This window comes from Ancylobacter moscoviensis (assembly GCF_007559435.1).
Lineage (GTDB): Bacteria > Pseudomonadota > Alphaproteobacteria > Rhizobiales > Xanthobacteraceae > Ancylobacter > Ancylobacter moscoviensis.
Map to the genome: position 1 here is coordinate 312496 of NZ_VMBP01000002.1, position 23418 is coordinate 335913.

The 23418-nt window shown below is 68.1% G+C and carries 21 protein-coding genes and 2 pseudogenes; 13 read left to right on the forward strand and 10 right to left on the reverse strand.

Annotation, left to right across the window (positions count from 1 at the left end):
• Window positions 1–62 precede the first annotated feature (62 nt).
• Window positions 63–1277, forward strand: coding sequence for a lytic murein transglycosylase (locus tag FO470_RS07670; protein WP_418655045.1), 1215 nt, complete (start codon window positions 63–65; stop codon window positions 1275–1277).
• A gap of 34 nt (window positions 1278–1311) precedes the next feature.
• On the opposite strand, the gene prmB is transcribed toward FO470_RS07670, so the two are convergent.
• Entirely contained in the window at window positions 1312–2286 is a 975-nt protein-coding gene (prmB, locus tag FO470_RS07675) for a 50S ribosomal protein L3 N(5)-glutamine methyltransferase (protein ID WP_144342361.1), read from the reverse strand.
• A gap of 132 nt (window positions 2287–2418) precedes the next feature.
• Here prmB and FO470_RS07680 point away from each other — a divergent pair, with 132 nt between their 5' ends.
• Window positions 2419–2703: a hypothetical protein gene (locus FO470_RS07680; RefSeq protein WP_144342362.1), complete on the forward strand. Its 285-nt coding sequence runs from the start codon at window positions 2419–2421 to the stop codon at window positions 2701–2703.
• A gap of 191 nt (window positions 2704–2894) precedes the next feature.
• Here FO470_RS07680 and FO470_RS07685 read toward each other — a convergent pair whose 3' ends face one another.
• The 5 genes from FO470_RS07685 to FO470_RS07705 form a co-directional block, all read right to left on the reverse strand.
• A complete protein-coding gene (locus FO470_RS07685) occupies window positions 2895–3278 on the reverse strand; it encodes a pore-forming ESAT-6 family protein (protein ID WP_200837736.1) in 384 nt (127 codons plus the stop codon).
• Between the two features lie 229 nt (window positions 3279–3507).
• The gene (locus tag FO470_RS07690; protein WP_246659510.1) at window positions 3508–4389 is read right to left on the reverse strand and encodes an SGNH/GDSL hydrolase family protein; all 882 of its coding nucleotides are present in this window, start codon (window positions 4387–4389) and stop codon (window positions 3508–3510) included.
• A gap of 1 nt (window position 4390) precedes the next feature.
• Complete coding sequence (locus tag FO470_RS07695; RefSeq protein ID WP_244616681.1) at window positions 4391–5167, reverse strand: SGNH/GDSL hydrolase family protein; 777 nt, start codon at window positions 5165–5167, stop codon at window positions 4391–4393.
• 2 nt (window positions 5168–5169) lie between these two features.
• On the reverse strand, window positions 5170–6423 hold the full coding sequence (locus tag FO470_RS07700; RefSeq protein WP_186291883.1) for an OpgC family protein: 1254 nt from the start codon (window positions 6421–6423) through the stop codon (window positions 5170–5172).
• A 10-nt stretch (window positions 6424–6433) separates the two neighbouring features.
• Complete coding sequence (locus FO470_RS07705; RefSeq protein ID WP_144342363.1) at window positions 6434–7012, reverse strand: HdeD family acid-resistance protein; 579 nt, start codon at window positions 7010–7012, stop codon at window positions 6434–6436.
• A 161-nt stretch (window positions 7013–7173) separates the two neighbouring features.
• On the opposite strand from FO470_RS07705, the gene FO470_RS07710 reads away from it, so the two are divergent.
• Window positions 7174–7797, forward strand: a complete 624-nt coding sequence (locus tag FO470_RS07710) for an MOSC domain-containing protein (RefSeq protein ID WP_144342364.1) — start codon at window positions 7174–7176, stop codon at window positions 7795–7797.
• 10 nt (window positions 7798–7807) lie between these two features.
• On the opposite strand, the gene FO470_RS07715 is transcribed toward FO470_RS07710, so the two are convergent.
• Entirely contained in the window at window positions 7808–8953 is a 1146-nt protein-coding gene (locus FO470_RS07715; RefSeq protein ID WP_144342365.1) for a L,D-transpeptidase, read from the reverse strand.
• 185 nt (window positions 8954–9138) lie between these two features.
• A pseudogene (gene tsaA / locus FO470_RS07720) lies at window positions 9139–9674 on the reverse strand (tRNA (N6-threonylcarbamoyladenosine(37)-N6)-methyltransferase TrmO).
• A 108-nt stretch (window positions 9675–9782) separates the two neighbouring features.
• On the opposite strand from tsaA, the gene FO470_RS07725 reads away from it, so the two are divergent.
• The 5 genes and pseudogenes from FO470_RS07725 (at window position 9783) to FO470_RS07745 (ending at window position 16706) form a co-directional block, all read left to right on the forward strand.
• Window positions 9783–10781, forward strand: a complete 999-nt coding sequence (locus FO470_RS07725) for an ArsR/SmtB family transcription factor (RefSeq protein ID WP_144342366.1) — start codon at window positions 9783–9785, stop codon at window positions 10779–10781.
• Entirely contained in the window at window positions 10781–11710 is a 930-nt protein-coding gene (gene metF, locus FO470_RS07730) for a methylenetetrahydrofolate reductase [NAD(P)H] (RefSeq protein WP_144342367.1), read from the forward strand. Before FO470_RS07725 ends, metF begins: the two co-directional genes overlap by 1 nt.
• Before the next feature lie 65 nt (window positions 11711–11775).
• Window positions 11776–12146: pseudogene (locus tag FO470_RS07735) on the forward strand (endonuclease domain-containing protein).
• Between the two features lie 10 nt (window positions 12147–12156).
• Window positions 12157–15891: a methionine synthase gene (gene metH, locus FO470_RS07740; RefSeq protein WP_144342368.1), complete on the forward strand. Its 3735-nt coding sequence runs from the start codon at window positions 12157–12159 to the stop codon at window positions 15889–15891.
• 5 nt (window positions 15892–15896) lie between these two features.
• Window positions 15897–16706 carry an LssY C-terminal domain-containing protein gene (locus tag FO470_RS07745; RefSeq protein ID WP_144342369.1) on the forward strand — a complete coding sequence of 270 codons (810 nt, stop codon included), beginning with the start codon at window positions 15897–15899 and terminating at the stop codon, window positions 16704–16706.
• Window positions 16707–16758: 52 nt separating this feature from the next.
• On the opposite strand, the gene FO470_RS07750 is transcribed toward FO470_RS07745, so the two are convergent.
• Window positions 16759–17763, reverse strand: a complete 1005-nt coding sequence (locus FO470_RS07750; protein ID WP_144342370.1) for an aliphatic sulfonate ABC transporter substrate-binding protein — start codon at window positions 17761–17763, stop codon at window positions 16759–16761.
• Between the two features lie 79 nt (window positions 17764–17842).
• Window positions 17843–19126, reverse strand: a complete 1284-nt coding sequence (locus FO470_RS07755) for an amidase (protein ID WP_144342371.1) — start codon at window positions 19124–19126, stop codon at window positions 17843–17845.
• A gap of 164 nt (window positions 19127–19290) precedes the next feature.
• Between FO470_RS07755 and FO470_RS07760 the strand changes: the two genes are divergently transcribed.
• The 5 genes from FO470_RS07760 to FO470_RS07780 all read left to right on the forward strand — a co-directional run bounded on the left by FO470_RS07760 (window position 19291) and on the right by FO470_RS07780 (window position 23377).
• The gene (locus FO470_RS07760) at window positions 19291–19500 is read left to right on the forward strand and encodes a hypothetical protein (protein WP_144342372.1); all 210 of its coding nucleotides are present in this window, start codon (window positions 19291–19293) and stop codon (window positions 19498–19500) included.
• Window positions 19501–19694: 194 nt separating this feature from the next.
• Entirely contained in the window at window positions 19695–20543 is an 849-nt protein-coding gene (pdxY, locus tag FO470_RS07765) for a pyridoxal kinase PdxY (RefSeq protein WP_144342373.1), read from the forward strand.
• Window positions 20544–20548: 5 nt separating this feature from the next.
• Window positions 20549–21445 carry a PhzF family phenazine biosynthesis protein gene (locus tag FO470_RS07770; protein ID WP_144342374.1) on the forward strand — a complete coding sequence of 299 codons (897 nt, stop codon included), beginning with the start codon at window positions 20549–20551 and terminating at the stop codon, window positions 21443–21445.
• A gap of 52 nt (window positions 21446–21497) precedes the next feature.
• The gene (locus tag FO470_RS07775) at window positions 21498–22232 is read left to right on the forward strand and encodes an NUDIX hydrolase (RefSeq protein WP_246659511.1); all 735 of its coding nucleotides are present in this window, start codon (window positions 21498–21500) and stop codon (window positions 22230–22232) included.
• Window positions 22233–22339: 107 nt separating this feature from the next.
• Complete coding sequence (locus tag FO470_RS07780; RefSeq protein WP_144342375.1) at window positions 22340–23377, forward strand: BMP family protein; 1038 nt, start codon at window positions 22340–22342, stop codon at window positions 23375–23377.
• Window positions 23378–23418 lie beyond the last annotated feature (41 nt).

Genomic DNA, 23418 nt, shown 5'->3' on the forward strand with positions numbered 1-23418 from the left:
GGGGCATGGGCGCGGCGGTTCTCATTGTCCGCCCTTTCCGCTATGTCAGGATCATGCGACGCATGCTGACGGGCCTACTTTTCCTTGCCATGAGCGCGACCACGAGCGCGCCCGCCCGCGCCGACGCCGGCTTCGACCGCTGGCTCGCCGCGCAATGGCCGGCGGCGCAGGCCATGGGCATTTCCCGCGCCACCTTCGAACGGGAGACGCGCGGGCTGGAGCCGGACTATTCGCTTCCCGACCTCGCCATTCCCGGCAAGCCGAGGAAGCCGGACGGGCAGGCCGAGTTCGTGCAGACGCCGGCCGCCTATGTCTCCGACAAGGCCATCGGCAACTACGCGGCGCGCGGGCGCAAGCTCGCCGGCCAGTATGCGGCGGAACTCAAGGTGATCGAGCGGCAGTTCGGGGTGCCGGGCTCGGTGCTGCTCGCCATCTGGGCGCGCGAGACCGCCTTCGGCGGCGCGAAGCTGAACCATGACGCGCTCCGCGTGCTGGCGACGCAGGCCTATGTCGGCCGCCGCAAGGACGATTTCCAGCCCGAGTTCCTCGCCGCGCTGAAGATCCTCGACGAGGGGCATGTCACCCGCGCGCAGATGAAGAGTTCGTGGGCCGGGGCGATGGGGCTCACCCAGTTCCTGCCGACCGGCTATCTGACCTATGGCGTCGACCTCGACGGCGACGGCACCGCCAATATCTGGACCTCGGTGCCCGAGGCGCTGGCCGCCACGGCGAGCCTGCTGCGGGAGAAGGGCTGGCAGCCGGGCAAGCGCTGGGCCTATGAGATCGCCGTGCCCGCCGGCTTCGACTGCACGCAGGCCGAGCCCGACGTGACGCTGACCATCGGCGACTGGCTCAAGCGTGGCGTGAAGATCGCGGATGGGCGGCGCGTGCCGCCCTCGGCGATGAAGGACAAGGCGTCGATCATCATGCCCGCCGGCCCCTTCGGCCCTGCGTTCCTCACGCCGGCCAATTACTTCGTGCTGAAGGCCTACAACTTCGCGGACCTCTACGTGCTCTATGTCGGCCATCTCGCCGACCGCATCGAGGACGACAAGCCCTTCGCACAGGGCTGGAAGGACATCGCGCTGGTGAAGACGCGCGACCTCGAGTTCATGCAGAAGGTGCTGACGCGAGAGGGCTATTACGCCGAGAAGATCGACGGCAAGGCCGGCATGAAGACGAGGGCCGCGCTCGGCGCCTACCAGAAGGCCAACGGCCTGCCGCTGGACTGCTGGCCGGACGCGCAGGTGCTGGAGCACATGCGTCGCGGCGGGTAACGCCTGCGGTCCTTGGACGAGCCCGGGCCACGCCTCACCGCGGCATGCGGCTGATCACCCGGATATCGCTGGTGCTGCTGTCCGCCGGGCTGGCGAGGGCGGCCGTGCCGTTGAGGTCGGCGGCGGTGAGCCAGAACACCTCGCCCTCGCTGTCCTCCGTGTCGAGCCAGAGGAAGGGCAGGTTGGGATATTCCGCTTCCAGTATCTCCCGGCCGGTGCCGATCTCGCAGATCAGCCCGCCCTGCGCGCTGAGGTGCCGGGGCGCCTCGGCGAGGATGCGGCGCACGATGTCGAGGCCGTCCGGGCCGCCGGCAAAGGCGAGGCTCGGTTCGTGCCGGTATTCCTCCGGCAGCTCCGCCATCGCCTCCGCGTCGACATAGGGCGGGTTGGTGATGATGAGGTCGTAGATCTCGCCGGTCACCGGCGCGAAGAGGTCTCCCTGCAGAAGCCGCACGCGCTCGCCCATCTCGTGCTCGGCGACGTTCTCGGCGGCGAGCGCCAGCGCATCCGGCGAGAGGTCGACCGCATCCACGCGGGCATTGGGGAAGATCATGGCGGCGAGGATGGCGAGGCATCCCGAGCCGGTGCACAGGTCGAGCACCCGGCCGACGTCTTCCGGCTCCGGCACCAGCGCGAAACCCTCGCCGCCGAACAGCTCACCCGCCAGCAGCTCGCCGATGAAGGAGCGCGGCACGATCGCCCGGCTGTCGGAGCGGAACGGCACGCCGCGAATATAGGTGCGCCCGAGCAGATAGGCCGCGGGCTGGCGCGTGGTGCAGCGCCGGTCGATCAGCGCGGCGAGATGGGTGCGCTCCTCGAGGGTCAGCCGGGCGTCGAGCCACGGCGCGAGGTCGTCGACCGGAAGATGCAGTGATTCCAGTACGATGAAGGCGGCCTCGTCGAGCGCCGTCGTGGTGCCGTGTCCGAAGGTGAGTTCGGCCGCGTTGAAGCGGCTTACCGCATAGCGCACGAAGTCGCGCACCGTGCCCAGTTCGTCCGCAGCCGCCATGTCGTCCTCCCTGTCTCGGTGCAAGCGACAGCACGACGCGCCATCGAAAGCAAGCCGGGGGGTGTTCCCCGCTTGTCATCGGCGCGTCGTGGATCGATAGGATGGGGACAGTCAGCGAATGGGAAATGACGCATGGCCGAAGCGGCGAACGACGAAATCACCCTGGTCATCGACCGCTCGGTGGCGGTCGTGCTGTTCGAGTTCCTCTCCCGCACGGTGGACGATGCCGACGGCGAGGCGCTGGTCGACTTCATCGAGGACGAGGCGGAGATCCCCGCCCTCTGGGCGCTGCTCGCCGGGCTGGAGAGCGTGCTCACCGAGCCGATGGCCGAGGATTACGAACGCCGCGTGCTCGCCGCGCGCGAGGCGGTGATGAAGCGTTTCGGCGGCGCCTTCTCCGGCAAGGGCGGCGACTGACCCTTCCGGGAAAGGGGCAGAGCCGAAAATCCGGCAACTCGCCACCGAGCGGCAGCGCGTGCGCGAGGCGACGAGCGCGAAGTGGGGATCGGAATTGGTAGCCTGATGGCCGGCCGCGAGGCGGCCGGCCCATTTCCGTCAGGCTATTTGAAGACAGAAGGTTGTTTCGCTGCCTTCTCCCGGCGTCGTCGTTACTTCGGAAGCATGGCTGCGGCCTGATTCACCGCGGCGCCGATCTGCTTGCACATCGCTTCCTCGGCGGTGCTCTGGGCCTTCGCCACATCGGCGAGGTTCACTTCCTGCCCCATGGACGACACCGTGCCGTTCTTGCCCTTCTGATAGGCCGCCTCGACCTTCGAAGCGTCCGTCGCGGGAGGAAGCATGCCCATCAGCCGCGTCTGGATGTCGACGGTCGCCGCGTCGACATATCCCTTGCCCTTGCAGTACTCCAGAATGCCCAGCTGGTTCTTGGCCATGGCGACGGCGTCGTCGGCCGAAGGAGGCGTCTGCGCGGAAACGATGGTGGTGCCGAGGGCGACAGTGGCGAGCGTGGTCGCCAGATACTTGTAAAACAACGCTTTCTCCCATGCGCATGAAACCGATCATGCGTACAAGTACTTATATGCCGTTGCCCCGCTTCTGCAATCTGAAGCTGCCATATGCCGGCTAACTTTTTCCATCGCGCGATCCGGGGGCTCGGCGAGGGGCGGTGCCAATCCAGAAGGTGGACGGTCGGCGCCGGAGGGTGTCGCAGCGCCGCGATCGAGCCGATGAAGTCCTATCCCGGACGCGGCTGTTTGCGGACTACGGCGTTGCCGTCGGGGCGAGCGGCGTTCCCGCTGTGGCGGCCGCCGCCGCCGGCGTCGTTTTCGACCGGCTCTTCGGCGATGGGGCGATGTCCGCCGAACGCTGCTGCGCCTCGATATTGGCGATGACGGCGCGGCCGAGCTCGCGGGCGAAGCAGTTGTAGCCCCAGTCGTTCATGTGGAAGCTGTCCTTCCAGAGGAAGGAATCGAAGGCCATGCCGGCCTTCTCGTGCCAGTCGCGCATGAGCGCGAAGCGGTGATAGACGCCCACGCCTTCCTCGGCGGCGATGGTGTCGATCAGCCGGATCATCGGCCCGATATCGGCGTCGGCGAGCACGCGTGGGGCGTATTGCGGATCGACCAGCACGAGGTCGGCGTCGAGCGCGCGCACGCGGGCAATCGCCTCGCGCAGCAGCTTCTCGGCGGTGGCGAGGCCGTCGGTGCGGAACAGCGCGTTGACGCCGGACTGCCAGATCACCAGCGTCGGCCTGGCGGCGGCGACGTCCTTGTCGAACCGCGCCAGCATCTCCGGTGCGTCTTGGCCGTTGATGCCGCGATTGACCACCTTGATGTCGGTATCGGGGAAGCGCTCGCGCAGCATGGCCTGCAGCCGGCTGGGATAGGCGGCGTCCCGCGAGGTCGCGCCCGCGCCGGCGGTGGAGGAGGAGCCGATGGCGACGATGGTGACGGGCTCGCCGGCCCGCAGCCGCGCCGCCGTGCGGGCCAGCGGCACGCTCAGCTTGTCCTGCGCCTTCGGGGAAGGGCAGGTGGCCGGGATCAGGCTCTTCGCCGGCGGCAGCAGGTTCTGCGCGGAGGCGGGCAGGGCCGCCAACCCCAGGGCAGCGGCAAGGAGAATGGCGTGTCGCATGGTGAGGCGCATGTCAGCGGGAACCGAGGGTGCGCATCTCGACGCCGTCGACGATCATGCCGACCAGAAGCCGGCCGATGCAGCGATGGACGTCCTCGAAGAGCGAGGGAGAGGGGCGGGCGCTGTCGAAATCGAAGATGCCCTCGTTCTCCCAGAACCGCATGACGCTGTAGCGGTCGAAGAAGGGTACCCCGCTGGAGCGCGCCGCCCAGCGCAGGGCGATGTTGTAGGGGGCGACGTCGAAGGCGAAGGCCGTGCGGGGACTGTATTGCGGGCTCACCACGATCACGTCCGCGCCCGCCTGATGCGCGTAGCCGATGCCGGTGTTCACCGCGTCCGAGAAGGCGGAGGTGTCGGCGCCGAGGATGGTGTCGTAGGTGCCGGTCTGCCAGATCATCAGCGCCGGCTTGGTCTGCGCCAGCGCCGCGGGCAGGTCGGCGAGGATCGACTCGGCAGTGGCGCGCGGCTGGTTGTGCGTGGTCACGACGACGCCGCCGTCCGGGTAGCGCGCGCGCAGCGTCTCCTCGATGTAGCTCGGGAAGCTGCGCGGCGTGGCGTCCTTCTCGGCGCCGGGCTTGGCGATCTTCTTCACGTTGGTGGCGCTGTTCACCACCAGGATGGTGGTGGGCGTCTTCTTCTCCAGCGAGCGCGCGAGGCGCGGCAGCGGAAAGCCGGCGCGGGTCAGCGCGGAAGGCGCGGCGCACACCTTCGCCGTCTCGGCATGAGCGGCGATGCCGCCCCCCGAGGCGAGGGCCGTTCCGAGAATGATACCTGCAATCCAGCGTTTCACGATCAACCCGACCGATCCGCCATCTTCCGCACCGCAATATCGCGCTCAACGCGAGCATACCACGACAATAGGTAAGAGAGACCTACCATTAAGGAGATGCCTGCCACGCTTAGCACAAGTTGCATGGTCAGCGAGCTGTCGACCTCATTGAGCACGAAGTGAGCAGCGAAGGAAAGGAACACGCCGAAGCAGAAAACCTCGAGCGAATGCTGGCCGGTGCGGATCATCGGCCGCAGCAGGCGCCAGCGCAGCATCGGCGAAGCGACGGGTATCAGCCGCACCACGACGACGGCCAGCGCCAGGAAGTGAAGCAGCCGCAGCGGCGACAGATCCGTCTTGCTGATGGGGTAGATGATCTCGCCGATCGTCTCGGGCACCAGTCCTTCGAGTGGGGGCCACCACCAGCTGATCACCACGACGAGCGAGACCAGCAGGTAGATCACCGCCAGCACGAGTATGACGGGGGACTGTACCAGCCCGCCCAGCCGGTCGCTGCCGCCGAGGCCGCACCAGCCGCCGAACACGAACAGGAACTGCCAGGCGAAGGGGTTGAAGAACCACATGCGGTCTTCGGGATAGGCCGGTAGGTTGAAGCCCCAGTGATTGGCCGCGAGCCACAGCAGCAGCGAGGCCGCCAGCGTCGCGTCCGGCCGCCATTTCAGCGCACACAGGATCGGCGGGAAGGTGGCGAGCAGCACGATGTAGAGCGGCAGCACGTCCATGTTGGCGGGGCGGAACTTCAGCAGCAGCGCCTCGACCAGTGCCACGTCCGGTTCGGCGAGGAACTGCAGCGCGCCCATCTCCTCCGCATAGAGCGGGTTGGAGAAGCTGCCGACGACGTAGGAGATCTCGGCGAGATAGATGACGAACAGGAAGATGAAGGCCACGTAGAGCTGCCACGCCCGCCGCAGGATGCGTGCGGAGGTGACGATCGTGCCGCTGGTGTCGATCTGCCGGCCATAGACCATGGCGGCGGTGTAGCCGGAGATGAAGACGAAGATCTCGGTGGCGTCGGAAAAGCCGAAGTTCCGGTTGGTGATCCAGTTCACCACATTGTTCGGGATGTGGTTCAGGAAGATGAACCACAGCGCCAGCCCGCGGAACAGGTCGAGCCGCAGGTCCCGGCCGGAGGCGACGGAGGGCGGCTGCCTGTCGGGCGCGGCCTGCGCTTCCGGGGAGGTCTGCGGCTCGGGCGGGACCGGCCTTCCGGTCGGCCCCGCGGAATGGACCGCCTCGACGGCGGCAGGCGAACTCACCGCGCCCGGCTCACTTCTTCAGGCCGAAGCCGAGGAAGAGCACCGCGACCCCGTTGAAGATCAGGTCGATGCCGAGCAGCAGCCCGAGCACCCACAGGCCGCTGACCGGCCAGCCGGCGATGATCTCGATGCCGAGCAGGATGGCGATGACGGCCGAAAAGGCGATCCAGCCCCAGCCCTCGGCCGGGCGCAGCTTGAAGGCGGCGATGAGGCGGAACACGCCGCCGACGATCAGCGAGACGCCGAGCAGCAGCGTCAGCATCTCGGCGGCGACCATCGGCACCACGATGGCGACGATGCCGGCGGCGAGGAAGAGCAGGCCGTCGAGCAGCCAGAAGGCGAAGGCGCCCCAGGTTTTCACCTGGAAGGAGTGGATGATCTGGGCGCCACCGGAGATGGCCATCATCACGCCGATATAGAGCACCGAGACCACGGTGCTCAGCACCAGATTGCCCAGCGCGATGGCGCCGGCAATGATCATCAGCAGGCCGAGGGCGACGAACCAGCCCCATTTGGCGCGCAGCTCGGAGAGTTGTCCGGCAACGAGGCCGCCGGGGGTCGGCGTCGGGGAATCCGAAGAAAGAGACATGGTTCGATCCTCACCTTGCTCGCTACGCCGGCTGCACGGTAACGACTTCCAGCCCCCGCAGTCCCAGCGACTCGTCCTGTGACGAGCGGCACATCGTATAAGGATGCGCCGTTCTCCTGTAGTCAGGGAATGTCGCGATTCAGGTTGGCCGGGGCCATTTTATGACAGTTCCTTCCAATTCGCCGGGCGCCGATCTGTTCGGGGAGCCGGTTCCGCTTCCTCCGCAGCGTTTCGAGGCGCGGCTTGCCGGCACCCTGATCGCCGACGGCGCGGGGTTCGAAACCCGCGCGGTGCCCTCTCTTTCCGTCACGCTCGAGGGCGTGCCGGGTGATCGTCATGCGGGCCACGCCCGGCCGGCGGATTCGCGTGTGCCGTGGTATCCGCGCGGCACGCCCATCCGCAATGCGCGCCAGCTGTCCATCGTCGCGCCGGACGAACTCGCCGAGATCGCCCGCCGTCTCGGCGTGCCGGAAGTACGTCCCGAATGGATCGGCGCCAATCTGGTGATCGAGGGCGTATCGCGACTGACGCGGCTGCCGCCGGGCACGCGCCTGCATTTTGCGGGTGGCGCGGCGCTGGCGGTGGAGGGCGAAAACGCACCCTGCCGCCATGCGGGCCGGGCGGTCGGCGACCATTTCCCCTCTCAGGAGGAACTGGACCTCGCCTTCGTGCGGGCGGCGAAGGGGCTGCGTGGCCTCGTCGCCTGGGTCGAGCGGGCCGGCGATCTGCTCGCCGGCACCGGGATCGATGTGCGCGTGCCCGAGCAGCGGCTCTGGACGCGCTAGGCCGGGCCGCTCAGCGGACGGCGACGCCGGTATCGGCGACCGGCATGGCGGCGGTGGCGTTCGGCACCGAGCCGGTGGTCGCCGGCGCGGCCGAGGCCGCGGTCGGCGTATTGCCGGGCAGCACCACGACCTTCGTGCCGACCTTCACCTTGTCGTAGAGACCCTCGACGTCTTCGTTCAGCATGCGGATGCAGCCCGAGGACATGAACTGGCCGATGGTCGAAGGCTGGTTGGTGCCGTGGATGCGGTAGATCGTGCCGCCGAGGTAGAGCGCGCGCGCGCCCATCGGGTTGCCGGGGCCGCCGGCCATGAAGCGCGGCAGGTAGGGCTGACGCTCGATCATCTCCGCCGGCGGACGCCAGTCGGGCCATTCCGCCTTGCGGCTGATCTTCTCCGAGCCCGCCCAGGTGAAGCCCTCGCGGCCCACGCCGATGCCGTAGCGCTCGGCCTTGCCGCCGGGCAGCACGTAATAGAGGTAGGTGTTGGGCGTATCGATGATGAGGGTGCCGGGAGCTTCCTTCGTCACGTAGTCGACGACCTGATGCTTCAGGTGCTCGGGAAGTTCCTTGCGCGGGCCGGTTTCCGGCTGGTCTTCCGGCGGCAGCATGGCGACGCTGGAACCGTTGGCACCGTAGTTGTTTCCGAGGTTCTGCGGCGGCGCGGAAGCGGCGGGCTGGCCCTGCGCCGGCTGGCCGTGGGTCTGCGCGGCGGCGCTGTCGCCGTAGGGCGAGGCCATGCCCGCGGGCGGCTGGCCGGAATAGGCACCCGGCGGATAGCCGGCCGGCTGCTGGTTCGGGTCGCTATAGGGCGCGTTGGCGATCGGCGCCACGCCCGGGGGAATGTTGCCGTTCGCGGCCGTACCGGGCACGCCCGCTGGCTGCTGCTGGGCGTAGGGATCGCGCACGCCGGGAGGCGTCGAGCCATAGGTGTTCGCCTGCGGCGCGGCCTGGGTCTGGGACGAGCCGTACGGGTCGTAGGCGGCGGGGACCTCGACGTCCTCGACCGCGCGGCTGCCCGTGGAGGCCTCATAGGCGGACTGATCCGGCGCCGCCGCATTCTGTCCTTCGGAGGGATAGTACTGCGCGCTGGCGGTGCCGATGGAGGCGAGGACCGAGAAGGCGACAGCGGGAGCGAAACCGAGGCGAACGACCATCATCAAGCCTTAAGGGAATCTGCCGGGACCGAAATGTCCCTCAATGTGTCGTCACGGAATGACGCAGGATCAAGGCAGGTTCAAGACCAGACTGGGACGGGAACGGGCTCCGTGAGCCCTGACATGCGTGCGGTGCATGGCCGATGCATTCATGTCACACATGCTTTAACGGAAACCTGCGCCCGCTGTCAGGTTTCGGCCGATCCGCGCTCGCGGTGCCAGCCGACGACGGCGTCGGGGAAGCAGTCGGTGGAGGCGAAGTAGGGCTTGATGTCGATCAGCGGCGTGCCGTCGAGGCAGTCGAGCCCGATGACCGAGAGTTTTCCTTCCGATATGCCCAGCAGCCTCACCGCGCTCAGCGCGATCGGGTTCGGCCGGGCCGGGCTGCGCAGGGCGAAGGTGCCGCGCCCCTGGCCGTACTGCCTCGGCACCTGCACCACGAGGTCGCGCGGCGCCTTGTCCATGAATAGAGCAGCCAGAGATGCGTGGTACCGTCCAGGCCCATGAGCGCGGGCTGGAAGGTGGGCGCGACCTCGACCGTGCACACCGCTTCCGACTCGCGGGCGTTCTTCGGGCACTTGGCGCGGCTCTTCCAGGGCGTGCGGATGCGTCCGATGAAATGGAGGCCGGCGTCTGGCACGGCCGGCAGTTCCACCGCGACCTCGCCCGGCCGGATGCCGAAGCCGGTCGTTCCGTCCACGCTGTCGCGGTCATGCGTCGTCATGGGCGGCCTTTCCGGTCCGTCGTCGTCGGGGCGCATCCGTCCGGACCCTCTTGCATCATCGTGAGATAAGACATAAAGATATCTTTATATCTTTTTTCGGGAGGTCACGTGTCCGGTTCCCCGCTGGGATTCGCGCTTTTGCTCGACGGCCTCAAGGCGGCCGGCGAGGACACGCGCCTGCGTCTTCTGGCGCTGATCGGCGAGGGCGAGCTGACCGTTTCCGAGCTTACCGAGATTCTGGGCCAGTCGCAGCCGCGAATCTCGCGCCACCTCAAGCTGCTGGCCGAGGCCGGGCTGGTGGAGCGTTTCCGCGAGGCGAGCTGGGTGTTCTATCGCCGCGCCGTCGACATGCCCGGCGCGGCGCTGACCGACGCGCTGCTGGAGCTGATGGCGCCGGACGACGCCATCCTCCTGCGCGACCGCGAGCGGCTGGACGCGGTGCGCGCCGCCCGCGCGGCGCAGGCGCAGGACTATTTCCGCGCTCACGCCCATGAATGGGACGCCATTCGCCGCCTGCACGCGCCGGAGGCGCAGGTCGAGGCGGCGATAAAGGCCGCGCTTTCCGGTCAGCGCATCGGCAGCCTGCTCGATCTCGGCACCGGCACGGGCCGCATTCTCGAGCTCTTCGCCGACGAGATGGAGCGGGGCGTCGGTATCGACCTCTCCGCCGACATGCTCGCCGTCGCCCGCGCCAATCTGGAGCGGGCCGGCGTGCGCAACGCGACCGTCCGGCAGGGCGACATCTACAATCTTGCCTTGCCGCGCGACGCTTTCGACGTGGTGATCATCCATCAGGTGCTGCACTTCCTCGAAGACGCCCCGCGCGCGATCAAGGAGGCGGCCCGGGTGCTGCGGCCGGGCGGGCGCCTGCTCGTCGTCGACTTCGACCCGCACGATCTCGAATTCCTGCGCGAGCAGCACGCCCATCGCCGTCTCGGCTTCGCGCCGGAGATCATGGAGAGCTGGCTCACCCAGGCTGGTCTTTCCCTCCAGTCCCACCGCCTGCTCGCCCCCCAGGGCGACGGCAAGCTCACCGTTTCGCTCTGGCTCGCCCGCGACCCGCGCGTCGTGCTGGCAGAAGCCGAACAGACCCAGGAGGTCGCCTGATGTCGTCGGATGTCGAGCGCCGCAGCCGCCGTTCCGGCGGGCGGCCCATTTCGGTGTCGTTCGAGTTCTTTCCGCCGAAGACGCCGGAAATGGAGGCGACGCTCTGGAACTCCATCACCCGGCTCGCGCCGCTGGCGCCGAAATTCGTCTCGGTGACCTATGGCGCCGGCGGCTCGACGCGCGAGCGCACCCACACCACGGTCGAGCGCATCGTCAAGGAGACCCGGCTCGCGCCGGCGGCGCATCTCACCTGCGTCTCCGCCACGAAGGCGGAGGTGGACGAGGTGGTGCGCGGCTATTGGGATGCCGGCGTGCGCCATATCGTGGCGCTGCGCGGCGATCCGCCGGGTGGGGTCGGGCAGGCCTATGAGCCGCACCCGGAGGGCTATCGGACGACGGCCGATCTCGTCGACGGCATCCGCCGCATCGCCAATTTCGAGGTGTCGGTCTCGGCCTATCCCGAGAAGCACCCGGAGAGCCCGTCCTTCGACACCGATCTCGATATCCTCGCCGCCAAGGTCGAGGCGGGGGCGACGCGCGCCATCACCCAGTGCTTCTTCGACAACGACCTCTATTTCGCCTATCTCGACAAGGTACGGGCGCGCGGCATCGACGTGCCGGTGGTGCCCGGCATTCTGCCGGTGTCGAACTTCAAGCAGGCGAGGAACTTCGCGGAGAAGACGGGGACCTACGTTCCCTCGTGGCTGACTTCGCGCTTCGAGGGACTCGACAACGACCCCGAGACCCGCAAGCTGATCGCCGCCGCGGTGGCCGCCGAGCAGGTCTTCGACCTCGTTGATCGCGGCGTCACCGAGTTCCATTTCTATACGCTCAACCGCGCCGACCTCGTCTACGCCGTGTGCCACCTGCTGGGCATCCGCCCGCCGCAGGAGAGTGCTGGGCAGAGCAACGGTCAGGCGGCGGCGTGAGGAGAGCGGCGTCTTAACCTCTCCCCGTCGGGGAGAGGTCGGCCCGCAGGGCCGGGTGAGGGGTTTTGAACGACCGGATTCAGAGAGCCAGACGTCTGCGACGTGATCAGACCGAGGTCGAAAAGCTCCTCTGGTCGCGTCTTCGCAACCGGCAGCTCGATGGTTGGAAGTTCCGGCGGCAGGTGCCGGTCGATCGCTTCACGGTCGACTTCCCTGCTCCGACGCCAAGCTGGTGATCGAACCCGACGGCGGCCAGCATGCCGCCGAGACCGACGCCGAACGGACCCGGGTGATCGAAGCCAGTGGCTATTTCGTCATCCGGTTCTGGAATAACGAAGTGAACGACAATATCGAGGGCGTTCTGTCGCGGATCCTGGAAATCCTGTCCGCGGAGGCCCCTCACCCCAACCCTCTCCCCGCCGGGAAGAGGGAGTAGGAGCCGCTTCATGTCTGAGACGCATGCCGACACCCTTGCCGCCCTTCGCACGGCCGCTTCCGAGCGCATCCTCGTGCTCGACGGCGCCATGGGCACGATGATCCAGCAGCTCAAGCTGGACGAGGCCGGCTATCGCGGCGAGCGGTTCAAGGCGTGGAGCCGGGACCTCAAGGGCAATAACGACCTCCTGAACCTGACGAAGCCCGACGCGGTGCGCGACATCCATCTCGCCTACTTCACCGCGGGCGCGGACATCGTCGAGACCAACACCTTCTCCGGCACCACCATCGCCATGGCCGATTACGGCATGGAGAGCCTTGTCTACGAGCTCAATTTCGAGGGCGCGCGGCTCGCCAAGGAAGCCGCGAAGCTTGCCGAGGCGCAGGACGGCCGCCGCCGCTTCGTCGCCGGCGCCATCGGCCCGACCAACCGTACCGCCTCGATCTCGCCGGATGTCAACGATCCCGGCTTCCGCGCGACGAGCTTCGACGAGCTTGCCGTCGCCTATGGCGAGCAGGCCGGCGCGCTGATTGATGGCGGCTCGGACATCCTGCTGATCGAGACCATCTTCGACACGCTGAACGCCAAGGCGGCGATCTTCGCCATCGAGCGGCTGTTCGAGGAACGCGGCATCCGGCTGCCGGTGATGATCTCCGGCACCATCACCGACCTCTCCGGGCGCACGCTCTCGGGCCAGACGCCCGAGGCGTTCTGGAACTCGGTGCGGCACGCCCAGCCCTTCTCCATCGGGCTGAACTGCGCGCTCGGCGCCAAGGAGATGCGCGCCCATATCGACGCGCTGTCGCGCATCTCGGACACCTTCGTCTGCGCCTACCCCAATGCCGGCCTGCCCAACGAATTCGGCCTCTATGACGAGAGCCCGGCGGCGATGGCCAGGCTGGTCGGCGAGTTCGCCGCTTCGGGCCTCGTGAACGTCGTCGGCGGCTGCTGCGGCACGACGCCGGACCATATCCGCGCCATTGCCGAGGCGGTGGCGCCGCATGCGCCGCGCGACATCCCCGAGATCGAGCCGCTCCTGCGCCTGTCGGGCCTCGAGCCCTTCGAGCTGACGCCGCAGATCCCGTTCGTGAACGTCGGCGAGCGCACCAACGTCACCGGCTCGGCGCGCTTCCGCAAGCTCATCACCAATGGCGACTACACCGCCGCGCTGGCCGTCGCCCGCGATCAGGTGGAGAACGGCGCACAGGTCATCGACGTCAACATGGACGAGGGCCTGCTCGATTCCGAGAAGGCGATGGTGACCTTCCTCAACCTGCTCGCCGCCGAGCCGGACATCGCCCGCGTGCCGGTCATGGTCGACAGTTCCAAGTGGAGCGTCATCGAGGCCGGGCTGAAGTGCATTCAGGGCAAGGGCATCGTCAACTCGATCTCCATGAAGGAGGGCGAGGAGGCGTTCAAGCACCATGCCCGCCTCGTGCGCGCCTATGGCGCCGCGGTCGTCGTCATGGCCTTCGACGAGAAGGGCCAGGCCGACACCTATGAGCGCAAGGTGGAGATCTGCTCGCGGGCCTACCGCATCCTCGTCGACGAGGTCGGCTTTCCCCCCGAGGACATCATCTTCGACCCGAACATCTTCGCGGTGGCGACCGGCATCGAGGAGCATGCGGGCTATGGCGTCGCCTTCATCGAGGCGACGCGGGCGATCCGCCAGCAACTGCCGCACGCGCACATCTCCGGCGGCGTGTCGAACCTCTCCTTCTCGTTCCGCGGCAACGAGCCGGTGCGCGAGGCGATGCACGCCGTGTTCCTCTATCACGCGATCCACGCGGGCATGGACATGGGCATCGTCAATGCCGGCCAACTCGCGCCCTACAGCGAGATCGAGCCGGAGCTGCGCGAGGCCTGCGAGGACGTGGTGCTCAACCGCCGCGAGGACTCGACCGAGCGCCTGCTGGCGCTGGCCGAGCGCTTCAAGGGCGGCGGTCGCGAGAAGAAGGAAGCCGATCTCACCTGGCGCACCTGGACGGTCGAGAAGCGGCTGGAGCACGCGCTGATCAACGGCATCACCGACTTCGTCGAGGCCGACACCGAGGAGGCGCGCCAGTCCGTCGCCCGCCCGCTGCACGTCATCGAGGGGCCGCTGATGGCCGGCATGAACGTGGTCGGCGACCTGTTCGGCGCCGGCAAGATGTTCCTGCCGCAGGTGGTGAAGTCCGCCCGCGTGATGAAGCAGGCGGTGGCCTATCTCATGCCCTTCATGGAGATCGAGAAGCAGGAGCTCGGCCTGACCGACGCCGCCAGCGCCGGCAAGATCCTGATGGCGACGGTGAAGGGCGACGTGCACGACATCGGCAAGAACATCGTCGGCGTCGTGCTCCAGTGCAACAATTACGAGGTCATCGATCTCGGCGTGATGGTGCCGACCGCCAAGATCCTGGAGACGGCACGCGCCGAGAAGGTGGACGTGATCGGCCTCTCCGGCCTCATCACGCCGTCGCTGGACGAGATGGTGCACGTCGCCTCCGAGATGGAGCGCGAGGGCTTCGAGGTGCCGCTGCTGATCGGCGGCGCCACGACCTCGCGCGTCCACACGGCGGTGAAGATCGCCCCGCAATATGTGCGCGGGCAGGCGGTCTACGTGACCGATGCCAGCCGCGCGGTGGGCGTGGTCTCCAGCCTGCTCAACGACAACACCCGGCCGGACTACGTGGCGAACATCCGCGCCGAATACGCCAAGCTGGCGGACGCCCATGCGAAGAGCGACCGCAACAAGGTGCGGGTGAAGCTGGAGGAGGCGCGCGCCAACCGGCTGGCGCTGGACTTCGGCGCCTACCGGGCACCGGTGCCCACCTTCCTCGGCACGCGCGTGTTCGAGGAATATGACCTCGGCGAGCTGGTGCCCTATATCGACTGGACGCCGTTCTTCCAGTCCTGGGAGCTTGCCGGGCAGTTCCCGCGCATCCTCGACGACGAGAAGATCGGTCCCGCCGCCCGCGCGCTCTATGACGATGCGCGCAAGATGCTGGAGCGGATCGTCGCCGAGAAGTGGCTCACCGCCCGCGCCGTGATCGGCTTCTGGCCGGCCAACACGGTGGGCGACGACATCGTGCTCTACACCGACGAGACCCGCGCCGACGAACGCGCGACGCTGCACACGCTGCGCCAGCAGATGGCCAAGCGGGAGGGGCGCCACAATCTGGCGCTCGCCGATTTCGTCGCCCCGGCGAGTACCGCCGTGGCCGATTACGTCGGCGGCTTCTGCGTGACCACCGGCTTCGGCGAGCAGGAGCGCTCGGACGCCTTCAAGGCGGCGCATGACGACTATTCCGCGATTCTTCTCAAGGCCTTGGCGGACCGTCTTGCCGAGGCGTTCGCGGAACGCATGCATGAGCGCGTGCGCCGCGAATTCTGGGCTTATGCACCGGATGAAGTCCTTGATAATGAGAATCTGATTCAAGAAAACTATCGCGGCATCCGTCCCGCGCCGGGCTATCCGGCGCAGCCCGATCACACGGAAAAGGCGATTCTTTTCAAGCTTCTCGACGCGACTTCTAAGATCGGAGTCGAGTTGACGGAGAGCTTCGCCATGTGGCCGGGCGCCGCCGTCTCCGGCCTCTACTTCGCTCACCCCGACGCTTCCTATTTCGGTGTAGGGCGGATCGAGCGCGATCAGGTCGAGGACTATGCCGCGCGCAAGGGCATGAGCGTCGAGGAGGCCGAACGCTGGCTTGCCCCGGTGCTCAACTACGACCCGCTCAGCACCAAGTCGGTCGCGGCCGAGTAGCGGCGATGGGCGGGGTGGAAGGTCGTGCGAGGCGGGTCCTGAAATGGGGGCTCGCCGTCCTGCTGGTCTGGGCGGCGCTCGCCTATGTGATGCTGCCGCGCCTGTGGACGCATCACGAGCGCCAGCCCGGCATCCGGCACATGCCGATGGTCACGCAGACCAGGCAGGGCATCCCGGGCGATCCCATCGATGTCGGCCTGGTCGGCACGCGGGAGGATGTCATCCGCGCCATGGTCGCCGCGGGCTGGATGCCGGCCGATCCGGTGACGCTGAAGTCCAGCATCGCCATCATCGGTTCGGTGCTGCTGAACCGTCCCGATCCGCAGGCGCCGGTGAGCCCGCTCTACTATGACGGGCGCGTCGAGGACCTCGCCTTCGAGAAGGAGCTTGGGCGCAGCGCCGACCGGCGCGACCACGTGCGCTTCTGGAAGGTGCTCGACAGGGGCGAGGAGGGCGCGCCGGTCTGGCTCGGCTCGGCGACCTACGACCGGGGCGTCGGCCTCAGCCATTACACCGGCGCCGTCACCCACCATATCGGCCCCGATGTCGATGCGGTGCGCGACCTGCTGATCGACGATCTCAAGGCGGTCGGGATGGTGCAGACGGTCTATCAGGTGACGGGCCTCGGCCCGACCCTGTTCGGCCGCAACGGCGGCGGCGATCCCTACTACACGGACGGCGAGATCTGGTTCGCCCGGCTGATGCCGGACGGGCGGAGGAACCCCGATCCGCCGGTCGTCCTCGCCCCGCCGGCGGCGGTCGGCTTCAAGGACGCGCTCTGGGGCCAGATCGCCGGTCTCGTCGGCCCGCAATGAAAAGGGCCGGCGCGTGAGCGGCCGGCCCTCCTCGTCCCGTCGCGGTGCCGCGTCAGCCGGCCGGCTGCCAGATGCTGACCGCGCCGGTGTCGACGGCCTTGGGCAGCAGCCCTTCCCTTAGGAAGGCGTCGGCGATCTTCTGCTGCTCGGCGAGGCCGTCCTTGGTGACGGCGCCGACCTTGTAGCTGCGCCGGCCGTTCGCCACCTCGACCGCCGCGGCGTCGATGTTCCACAGGCTGGCGAGCTGGGCGGCGGCTTCCTTCGGGTTCGCCTTCACCCAGTCGCCCTTGGCCTTGAGCTGGTCGAACAGCACGGCGACGACCTTGTCCCCGTTCCGGGTGAAATCCTCGGAGCCGAGATAGTAGCGCTTGTAGCTGGCCAGCCCGTTCGAGCCATCCGCGAGGATGCGGGCCTTGGATTGGGCCTGCGTGGTGGCGAGGAAGGGGTCCCAGGCCACCCAAGCGTCGACATTGCCGCCGACGAAGGCGGCGCGCCCGTCCGCCGGGGTCAGATAGGCGGGGTCGATGTCCTTGAAGGCGAGGCCCGCCTTGGCCAACGCGGCCAGCAGCAGGTAGTGGCTGCCGGCGCCCTTGGTGACGGCGACCTTCTTGCCCTTCAGATCGGCGACGCTGGCGATCTTGGAGCCTTCCGGCACGAGAATGGCCTGGGCGGAGGGCGAGGGCGCTTCCTCGGCGAAGAACACCGGCTTGGCGCCGGCCGCCTGGGCGAAGACGGGCACCGTGTCGGCGACGTCGGCGCTGAGGTCGATCTTGCCGAGGTTCAGCGCCTCCAGCAGCGGCAGGCCGCTGGTGAATTCGTGCCAGGTCACCGTCACGCCGAGCGGCTCCAGCGCCTTCTCCAGCTCGCCATTCGCCTTCAGCAGGGCGACGAGGGTGGAGGAGCGCTGATAGCCGATGCGCACCGTGTCGGGCGCCGTGTCAGATACCTGGGCGGCCGCCCGCCGGAGATGGGTCAGAAGGCCGGCGCTCGCGGCGGCGCCGGCGGCGAGGCCGAGCAGCGCGCGGCGGGAGAGAGAACGCGGAAAGGGGTTCGTCATCAGTATCTCCACTTAATATACGTTTTTTATATACTGAATGCGAACTTCTCTCCACCTCCAAATTTCCGTGTCCCCTCTCTCAGTTCGCGGCGATGGCCCGTTCGAGGAACTGCGCGACTTCCAGTGCCTGCCGGTCGCGCCCGAAGCGCCCGACGACCTGCACGCCGATGGGCAGGCCAGTGGCGCCGGTCAGGCCGACGACGTTCACGCAGGGCGCGCCGCTCAGCGTCCACAGCCGGTTGAAGGCCGGGGATCCCGTGGAGCCGAGCCCTTCCGGCGCCTCGCCGGTGACGGAGAAGGTCAGCAGCGCGTCGTAATCGGCGAACAGGTCGGCCAGCGCGTGGCGCGACCGCCGGGCGACCCGCCGCGCGGCGTCGTACTGTTCCGGTGTGATGCGCGCGGCGCCTTCGAGATAGGTCGAGAGAGTCGGCGAAAGCTGGTCGCGGTGGCGGTCCCATTCGTCGGCGAAAGCGAGAGCGGCTTCGAAGCCCTGCACGACGGCCTGGGCGCCGTCACCGGCTTCGACCGCTTCTGGCAGGTCGATGGCCGTGACATGGGCGCCCGCCCGCGCGGCGGCATGGGCGGCGGATTCGAGCGCCGCGTGGGCGTCCTCGGCGGCGAGATGCGCGCGCGGGGTCTTCACCAGCGCGATGCGTGGTGCTGCGATCTCACCGTCGAGCGCGAAGTCGCGCCCCGTAAGGGCGCCCGCCGCGAAGGCGATATCGGCGACATGGGCGCCGAACAGGCCGATCGTGTCGAGCGACCAGGAGAAGGGCTTCAGCCCGAGCACCGGCAGCAGCTTGAACGAGGGCTTGTAGCCGGTGACGCCGCAATAGGAGGCGGGACGGATGATGGAGCCGCCGGTCTGGGTGCCGATGGTGATCGGCAGCATGCCGGCCGCCACCGCCGCCGCCGAGCCGGCCGAGGAGCCGCCCGGCGTGTGTGTGGTCCGGCGCGGATTGCGCGTCGCGCTGGGCTGCATGAAGGCGAATTCGGTCGTCACCGTCTTGCCGGCGACGAGGCCGCCCGCCCGCGCGGTCATGCGCACGATGGCGGCGTCCGTGGCGGGGCGGTAGCCGGCATAGAGCTTCGAGCCGCGTTCGGTCGGGAAATCCACCGTGTCGAGAATGTCCTTCACGCCCACCGGAAGGCCGGCCAGCGCGGTTTTCGCGAGGGGGACGCCGCCCGGACCCGTCTTGCGCGCGGCGGCCAGCAGCCCGTCGAGGTCGAGGCTGGCGAAGGCACGGACCTCGACCTCGCGGGCGCGGATGGTCTCGGCGCAGCGTTCGGCGACATCGGCGGGGGACAGGTGTCCGGCGCGGACAGCCTGGGCGAGGGCGGCGGCGGAGAGCATCTCGGTCATGGCCCATGGCTGTGGCATGGGGCCGCGCGGGAGGCAAGCGGTACGCGGGGAGCGCGGTCGAAGCCCATCCGGCGTGCGGCAGCGACATTTGCCGCGCGATTCGGAACATCTGGCATGCCGCGTGCACTAGCTTGTCGGGTGCCGATATTCGCGAGGTGACGCCGATGCAGATCACCCTGACCTGTTCCGCCGAGCTGGCCCGCAAGCTGATGGCCTCGCCGCGGCCGAGCTATTGGGGGAACCTCCACGCCATACTGATCAAGGCGCATGATCCTTCCGAGGGCGTCTACCACTGGCCGCGCGTGGCCGAGACCGACGAGATGAAGGGTCTGGGCGGCGCGGCGGGAAGCGGAGAGACGGACAACGAGCGGTAAGGTCCGCCGCTTCGGCTGCCGTTCCCGGTTGGCCGGTCCCGTCGCCATGGCGACGGCGCACGGTCCTGCCTCCTGCGGTCCCGCCTTTGGGGCCCATCGAAAACGCTTATGGCTGGCAGCGCGTAATTTCGTTTGAGCGCTTGCCTTCGGGGCGCTAAGCGCGGATCGTTCTCAACGGGTTGGGGCGTATTCGCATGAACATCCTGTCGATCCAGTCCTGGGTGGCCTATGGGCACGTGGGCAATGCCTCGGCCATGTTTCCGATTCAGCGGCTCGGGCACGAGGTGTGGGGCATCCACACCGTCCAGTTTTCCAACCACACGGGCTATGGCGCCTGGCGCGGCGAGGTCTTCGGCGCGGAGCTGATCCGCGAGCTGGTCGGCGGCATGGAAGACCGCAACGTGCTGCCGCGCTGCGACGGCGTGCTCTCCGGCTACATGGGCTCGGCGGAGATCGGCGATGCCATTCTCGATGCCGTCGGCCGGGTGAAGGCGGCCAACGCGGCCGCGCATTATTGCTGCGATCCGGTCATTGGCGATGTCGGCCGCGGCGTCTTCGTGCGGCCGGGCATACCCGAGTTCATGCGCGACCGCGCGGTGCCGGCCGCCGATCTCATCACGCCCAACCAGTTCGAGCTCGACTATCTCTCCGGGCGCTCCACGGCGACCCTTGCCGATGCGGTGGCGGCCTGCGACGCGGTGCATGCCAAGGGGCCGCGGGTGATCATGGTCACCAGCCTGCACACCGAGGATACGCCGCCCGACTCCATCGACCTGATGGCGTCCGGCCCTGACGGGCGCTTCCGGGTGCGCACGCCGAAGCTCGACATTTCCGTCAACGGCGCCGGCGATGCCATCGCGGCGCTGTTCTTCGTGCACTGGAAGGCCACGCATTCCACCGCCGAGGCATTGTCGAAGGCCGCGTCCTCGGCCTATGGCCTGCTGGCCCGGACGGCGGCGGCCGGATCGCGCGAGATCCTGACCGTCGCGGCCCAGGATGAATTCGTCACGCCGTCCCGCATCTTCACGCCGGAGAAGATCTGACCGCCATGGCACGCCGCTTCGTCGTCCTCGACGTCTTCACCGACCGGGCCCTGTCCGGCAATCCGCTCGCCGTCGTGCTCGATACGGAAGGGCTCGACGGCAACCACATGCAGGCCATCGCCCGCGAGTTCAACCTCTCCGAGACGGTCTTCGTCCTGAAGCCGCAGGAGGAGGAGAACCGCGCCCGGCTGCGCATCTTCACCATTAATCACGAGCTGCCCTTCGCCGGACATCCGACCGTCGGCGCGGCGGTGCTGCTCGCCATCCGCGACGGGGTGGAGACCTCGACGGATTTCGTGCTGGAGGAGAATGTCGGCCCGGTGACCTGCCACGTCACGGTGAAGCGCGAGCGTTCCGGCAGCGCCACCTTCACCGTGCCGCGTATTCCCGAGATCATCGACGCCGAGCCGATGAGCCGCGAGGACTGCGCCCAGGCGCTGGGTCTCGACACCTCCGACATCGGCTTCGACGACTACCGCCCGGTGGTCGCCTCGGCGGGCGTGCCCTTCGTCTGCGTGCCGCTGGCCTCGCGCTCGGCGCTCGCCCGCATCAGCCCGAGCGCGGCGCGGCTGATCTCGACCTTCGGGGGCGGGGCGGATTCGATCTACGTCTTCTGCCGCGACGAGGACGGGGAGGGTGACTTCCGCGCCCGCATGTTTGCCGCCAATATGGGCATCGACGAGGATCCGGCGACCGGCTCCGCCGCCGCCTCGCTGGCGGCCGTGCTGCTCGCCGGAGAGAAGCCGGGCGATGGCTTCCACGCCTTCGACATCCTGCAGGGTGTCGAGATGGGGCGGCCGAGCCTCGTGCGCCTCGGCCTGCAGGTGGCGGATGGCGGGCTCTCCGCCGTCACCATCGGCGGTGGCGCGGTGATCCTCTCGGAGGGGGTGCTCCATGTGTGAGGAAGGCCATGTCTGACGAGAAGCGGCCGGCGCGCCGGCGGGCGGTGGGCGCGTGAACCTGGCGCGGAATCTCGTGCCGGCGGTCGTCGAGATTGACCGCGTGGAGATGGGCGTCACGCCCGCGCCCCATGCCTTCTCGGCGGAGGAGCGCGCCGGCATCGACGCCCTCTATGCCGAGCGCCTCAAGGCCAATCCGGCGCTGTGGAACGGGCGGGTGCTGATCCTCGCCGAGCACCGCTTCGAGGGCGATGCGCTCATCGGGCGCTACTCCGAGTGCGACTACGCCGCGCTCTTGTGGCTGCTGGGCGCGCCGGCCTCCCATTCAAGGCTGCGCAACGGCTTCGCCATGGGCGCGCTGCGCGGCGCGGACGGCGCCTTCGTCATGGCGCGCATGGCGCCGTGGACGGCCAATGCGGGGCGGGTCTATTTCGCTGCCGGGACGCCGGACCTTTCCGATGTGACGACCGATGGCCGCGTCGATCTCGAAGGCAGCCTTCTGCGCGAGTTCAGCGAGGAGACGGGTATTCCCGCCTCTGACGTTGCGCTTACGGCGGGCTGGACGGCGCTCGTGGACGCGCGGCGCATCGCGCTGATGCGCCAGATCGTTGCCCGCGAGCCGGCCGATGCGGTGGCCGCGCGGATCCGCGCCTTCATCGCCCGCGAGCCGCGTCCCGAGATCGACGAGGTGATCATCGTGCGCGGCCCGGTGGATGTGCCGGAGGCCGTGCCCGTCTTCCTGCGCACCTATCTGGCCGCGGTCTGGGAACGAGAGGGAACGCGGGTGTGAATTTTCGGACCAATCAGTTCGAAAATGGCATGCCGTTCGCATAAGTCTGCATCAAGGAGCCCGCAAGGCAGCGGGCCGTCACCTTTGCTCGAGGAAGGTCTTCAAAAATGCGCAAGTCGTCTCGAAACCTGCCGCTTTTTTCCTCAACCATGCTGGACCGGCGGCAGATGCTGGCGCTGGGCGCCGGGGCCGCGGCGCTTGCCACCCTCGGCGGCGAGGCCTTGGCTGCCCCGAAGGCCAAGCCGATCAAGGTCGCGGCCATCTACACCGTGCCGGTGGAGCAGCAATGGGTCTCGCGCATCCACAAGGCGCTGAAGGCCGCCGAGGCGCGCGGCGACATCACCTACAAATTCTCCGAGAACGTCGCCAACACCGATTATGAGCGCGTGATGCGCCAGTACTCGCAGGAGGGCGCGGACCTCGTGGTGGGCGAGGTGTTCGCGGTCGAGCGCCCGGCGCGCAAGGTGGCGGCGGACTACCCCAACACCGCCTATCTCATGGGCTCGTCCTTCGGACCGACCAAGCCGAACTTCTCCGTGTTCGACAATTTCATCCACGAGCCGTCCTTCCTCACCGGCATGGTGGCTGGCAAGACGACCAAGTCGAACGTTATCGGCCTCGTCGGCGGCTACGCCATCCCGGAGGTGAACCGCCTGATGCAGGCCTTCATGGAAGGCGCGCAGTCGGTGAACCCAAACGTGAAGTTCATCGTCACCTTCATCAACTCCTGGTACGATCCGCCCAAGGCCAAGGAGGCCGCCTTCGCCCAGATCGACAAGGGCGCGGACATTCTCTACGCCGAGCGCTTCGGCGTGTCCGATGCCGCCAAGGAGCGCGGCGTGAAGGCGGTCGGCAATGTCATCGACACCTCCAGCCAGTACCCCGGCACGGTGATCGCCTCGGCGCTGTGGCAGATGGAGCCGACCATCGACAAGGCGATCAAGGAAGTCACGGAAGGCACCTTCGCTGCCGCCGATTACGGACCCTACAGCTACATGGCCGAGGGCGGCGCGAGCCTCGCTCCGCTGGACCCGAAGGTGGTGTCGCCGGAGGTGATCGAGCTCGTCCTGCTCAAGGAAAAGGAGATCAAGGACGGCCTCTTCCGCGTCAACGTCAACGACGCCGAGCCCAAGTCGACGATGTAAAGAACGGCGCTTTTCCGAAGCGACGTCATCCTCGGGCTTGT

Coding starts and splice junctions, on each gene's coding strand:
- FO470_RS07670 (WP_418655045.1), top strand. CDS start 63: ATGCTGACGGGCCTACTTTTCCTTGCCATGAGCGCGACCACGAGCGCG.
- prmB (WP_144342361.1), bottom strand. CDS start 2,286: ATGGCGGCTGCGGACGAACTGGGCACGGTGCGCGACTTCGTGCGCTAT.
- FO470_RS07680 (WP_144342362.1), top strand. CDS start 2,419: ATGGCCGAAGCGGCGAACGACGAAATCACCCTGGTCATCGACCGCTCG.
- FO470_RS07690 (WP_246659510.1), bottom strand. CDS start 4,389: ATGCGCCTCACCATGCGACACGCCATTCTCCTTGCCGCTGCCCTGGGG.
- FO470_RS07705 (WP_144342363.1), bottom strand. CDS start 7,012: ATGTCTCTTTCTTCGGATTCCCCGACGCCGACCCCCGGCGGCCTCGTT.
- FO470_RS07710 (WP_144342364.1), top strand. CDS start 7,174: ATGACAGTTCCTTCCAATTCGCCGGGCGCCGATCTGTTCGGGGAGCCG.
- FO470_RS07715 (WP_144342365.1), bottom strand. CDS start 8,953: ATGATGGTCGTTCGCCTCGGTTTCGCTCCCGCTGTCGCCTTCTCGGTC.
- metF (WP_144342367.1), top strand. CDS start 10,781: ATGTCGTCGGATGTCGAGCGCCGCAGCCGCCGTTCCGGCGGGCGGCCC.
- metH (WP_144342368.1), top strand. CDS start 12,157: ATGTCTGAGACGCATGCCGACACCCTTGCCGCCCTTCGCACGGCCGCT.
- FO470_RS07745 (WP_144342369.1), top strand. CDS start 15,897: ATGGGCGGGGTGGAAGGTCGTGCGAGGCGGGTCCTGAAATGGGGGCTC.
- FO470_RS07750 (WP_144342370.1), bottom strand. CDS start 17,763: ATGACGAACCCCTTTCCGCGTTCTCTCTCCCGCCGCGCGCTGCTCGGC.
- FO470_RS07755 (WP_144342371.1), bottom strand. CDS start 19,126: ATGACCGAGATGCTCTCCGCCGCCGCCCTCGCCCAGGCTGTCCGCGCC.
- FO470_RS07760 (WP_144342372.1), top strand. CDS start 19,291: ATGCAGATCACCCTGACCTGTTCCGCCGAGCTGGCCCGCAAGCTGATG.
- pdxY (WP_144342373.1), top strand. CDS start 19,695: ATGAACATCCTGTCGATCCAGTCCTGGGTGGCCTATGGGCACGTGGGC.
- FO470_RS07770 (WP_144342374.1), top strand. CDS start 20,549: ATGGCACGCCGCTTCGTCGTCCTCGACGTCTTCACCGACCGGGCCCTG.
- FO470_RS07780 (WP_144342375.1), top strand. CDS start 22,340: ATGCGCAAGTCGTCTCGAAACCTGCCGCTTTTTTCCTCAACCATGCTG.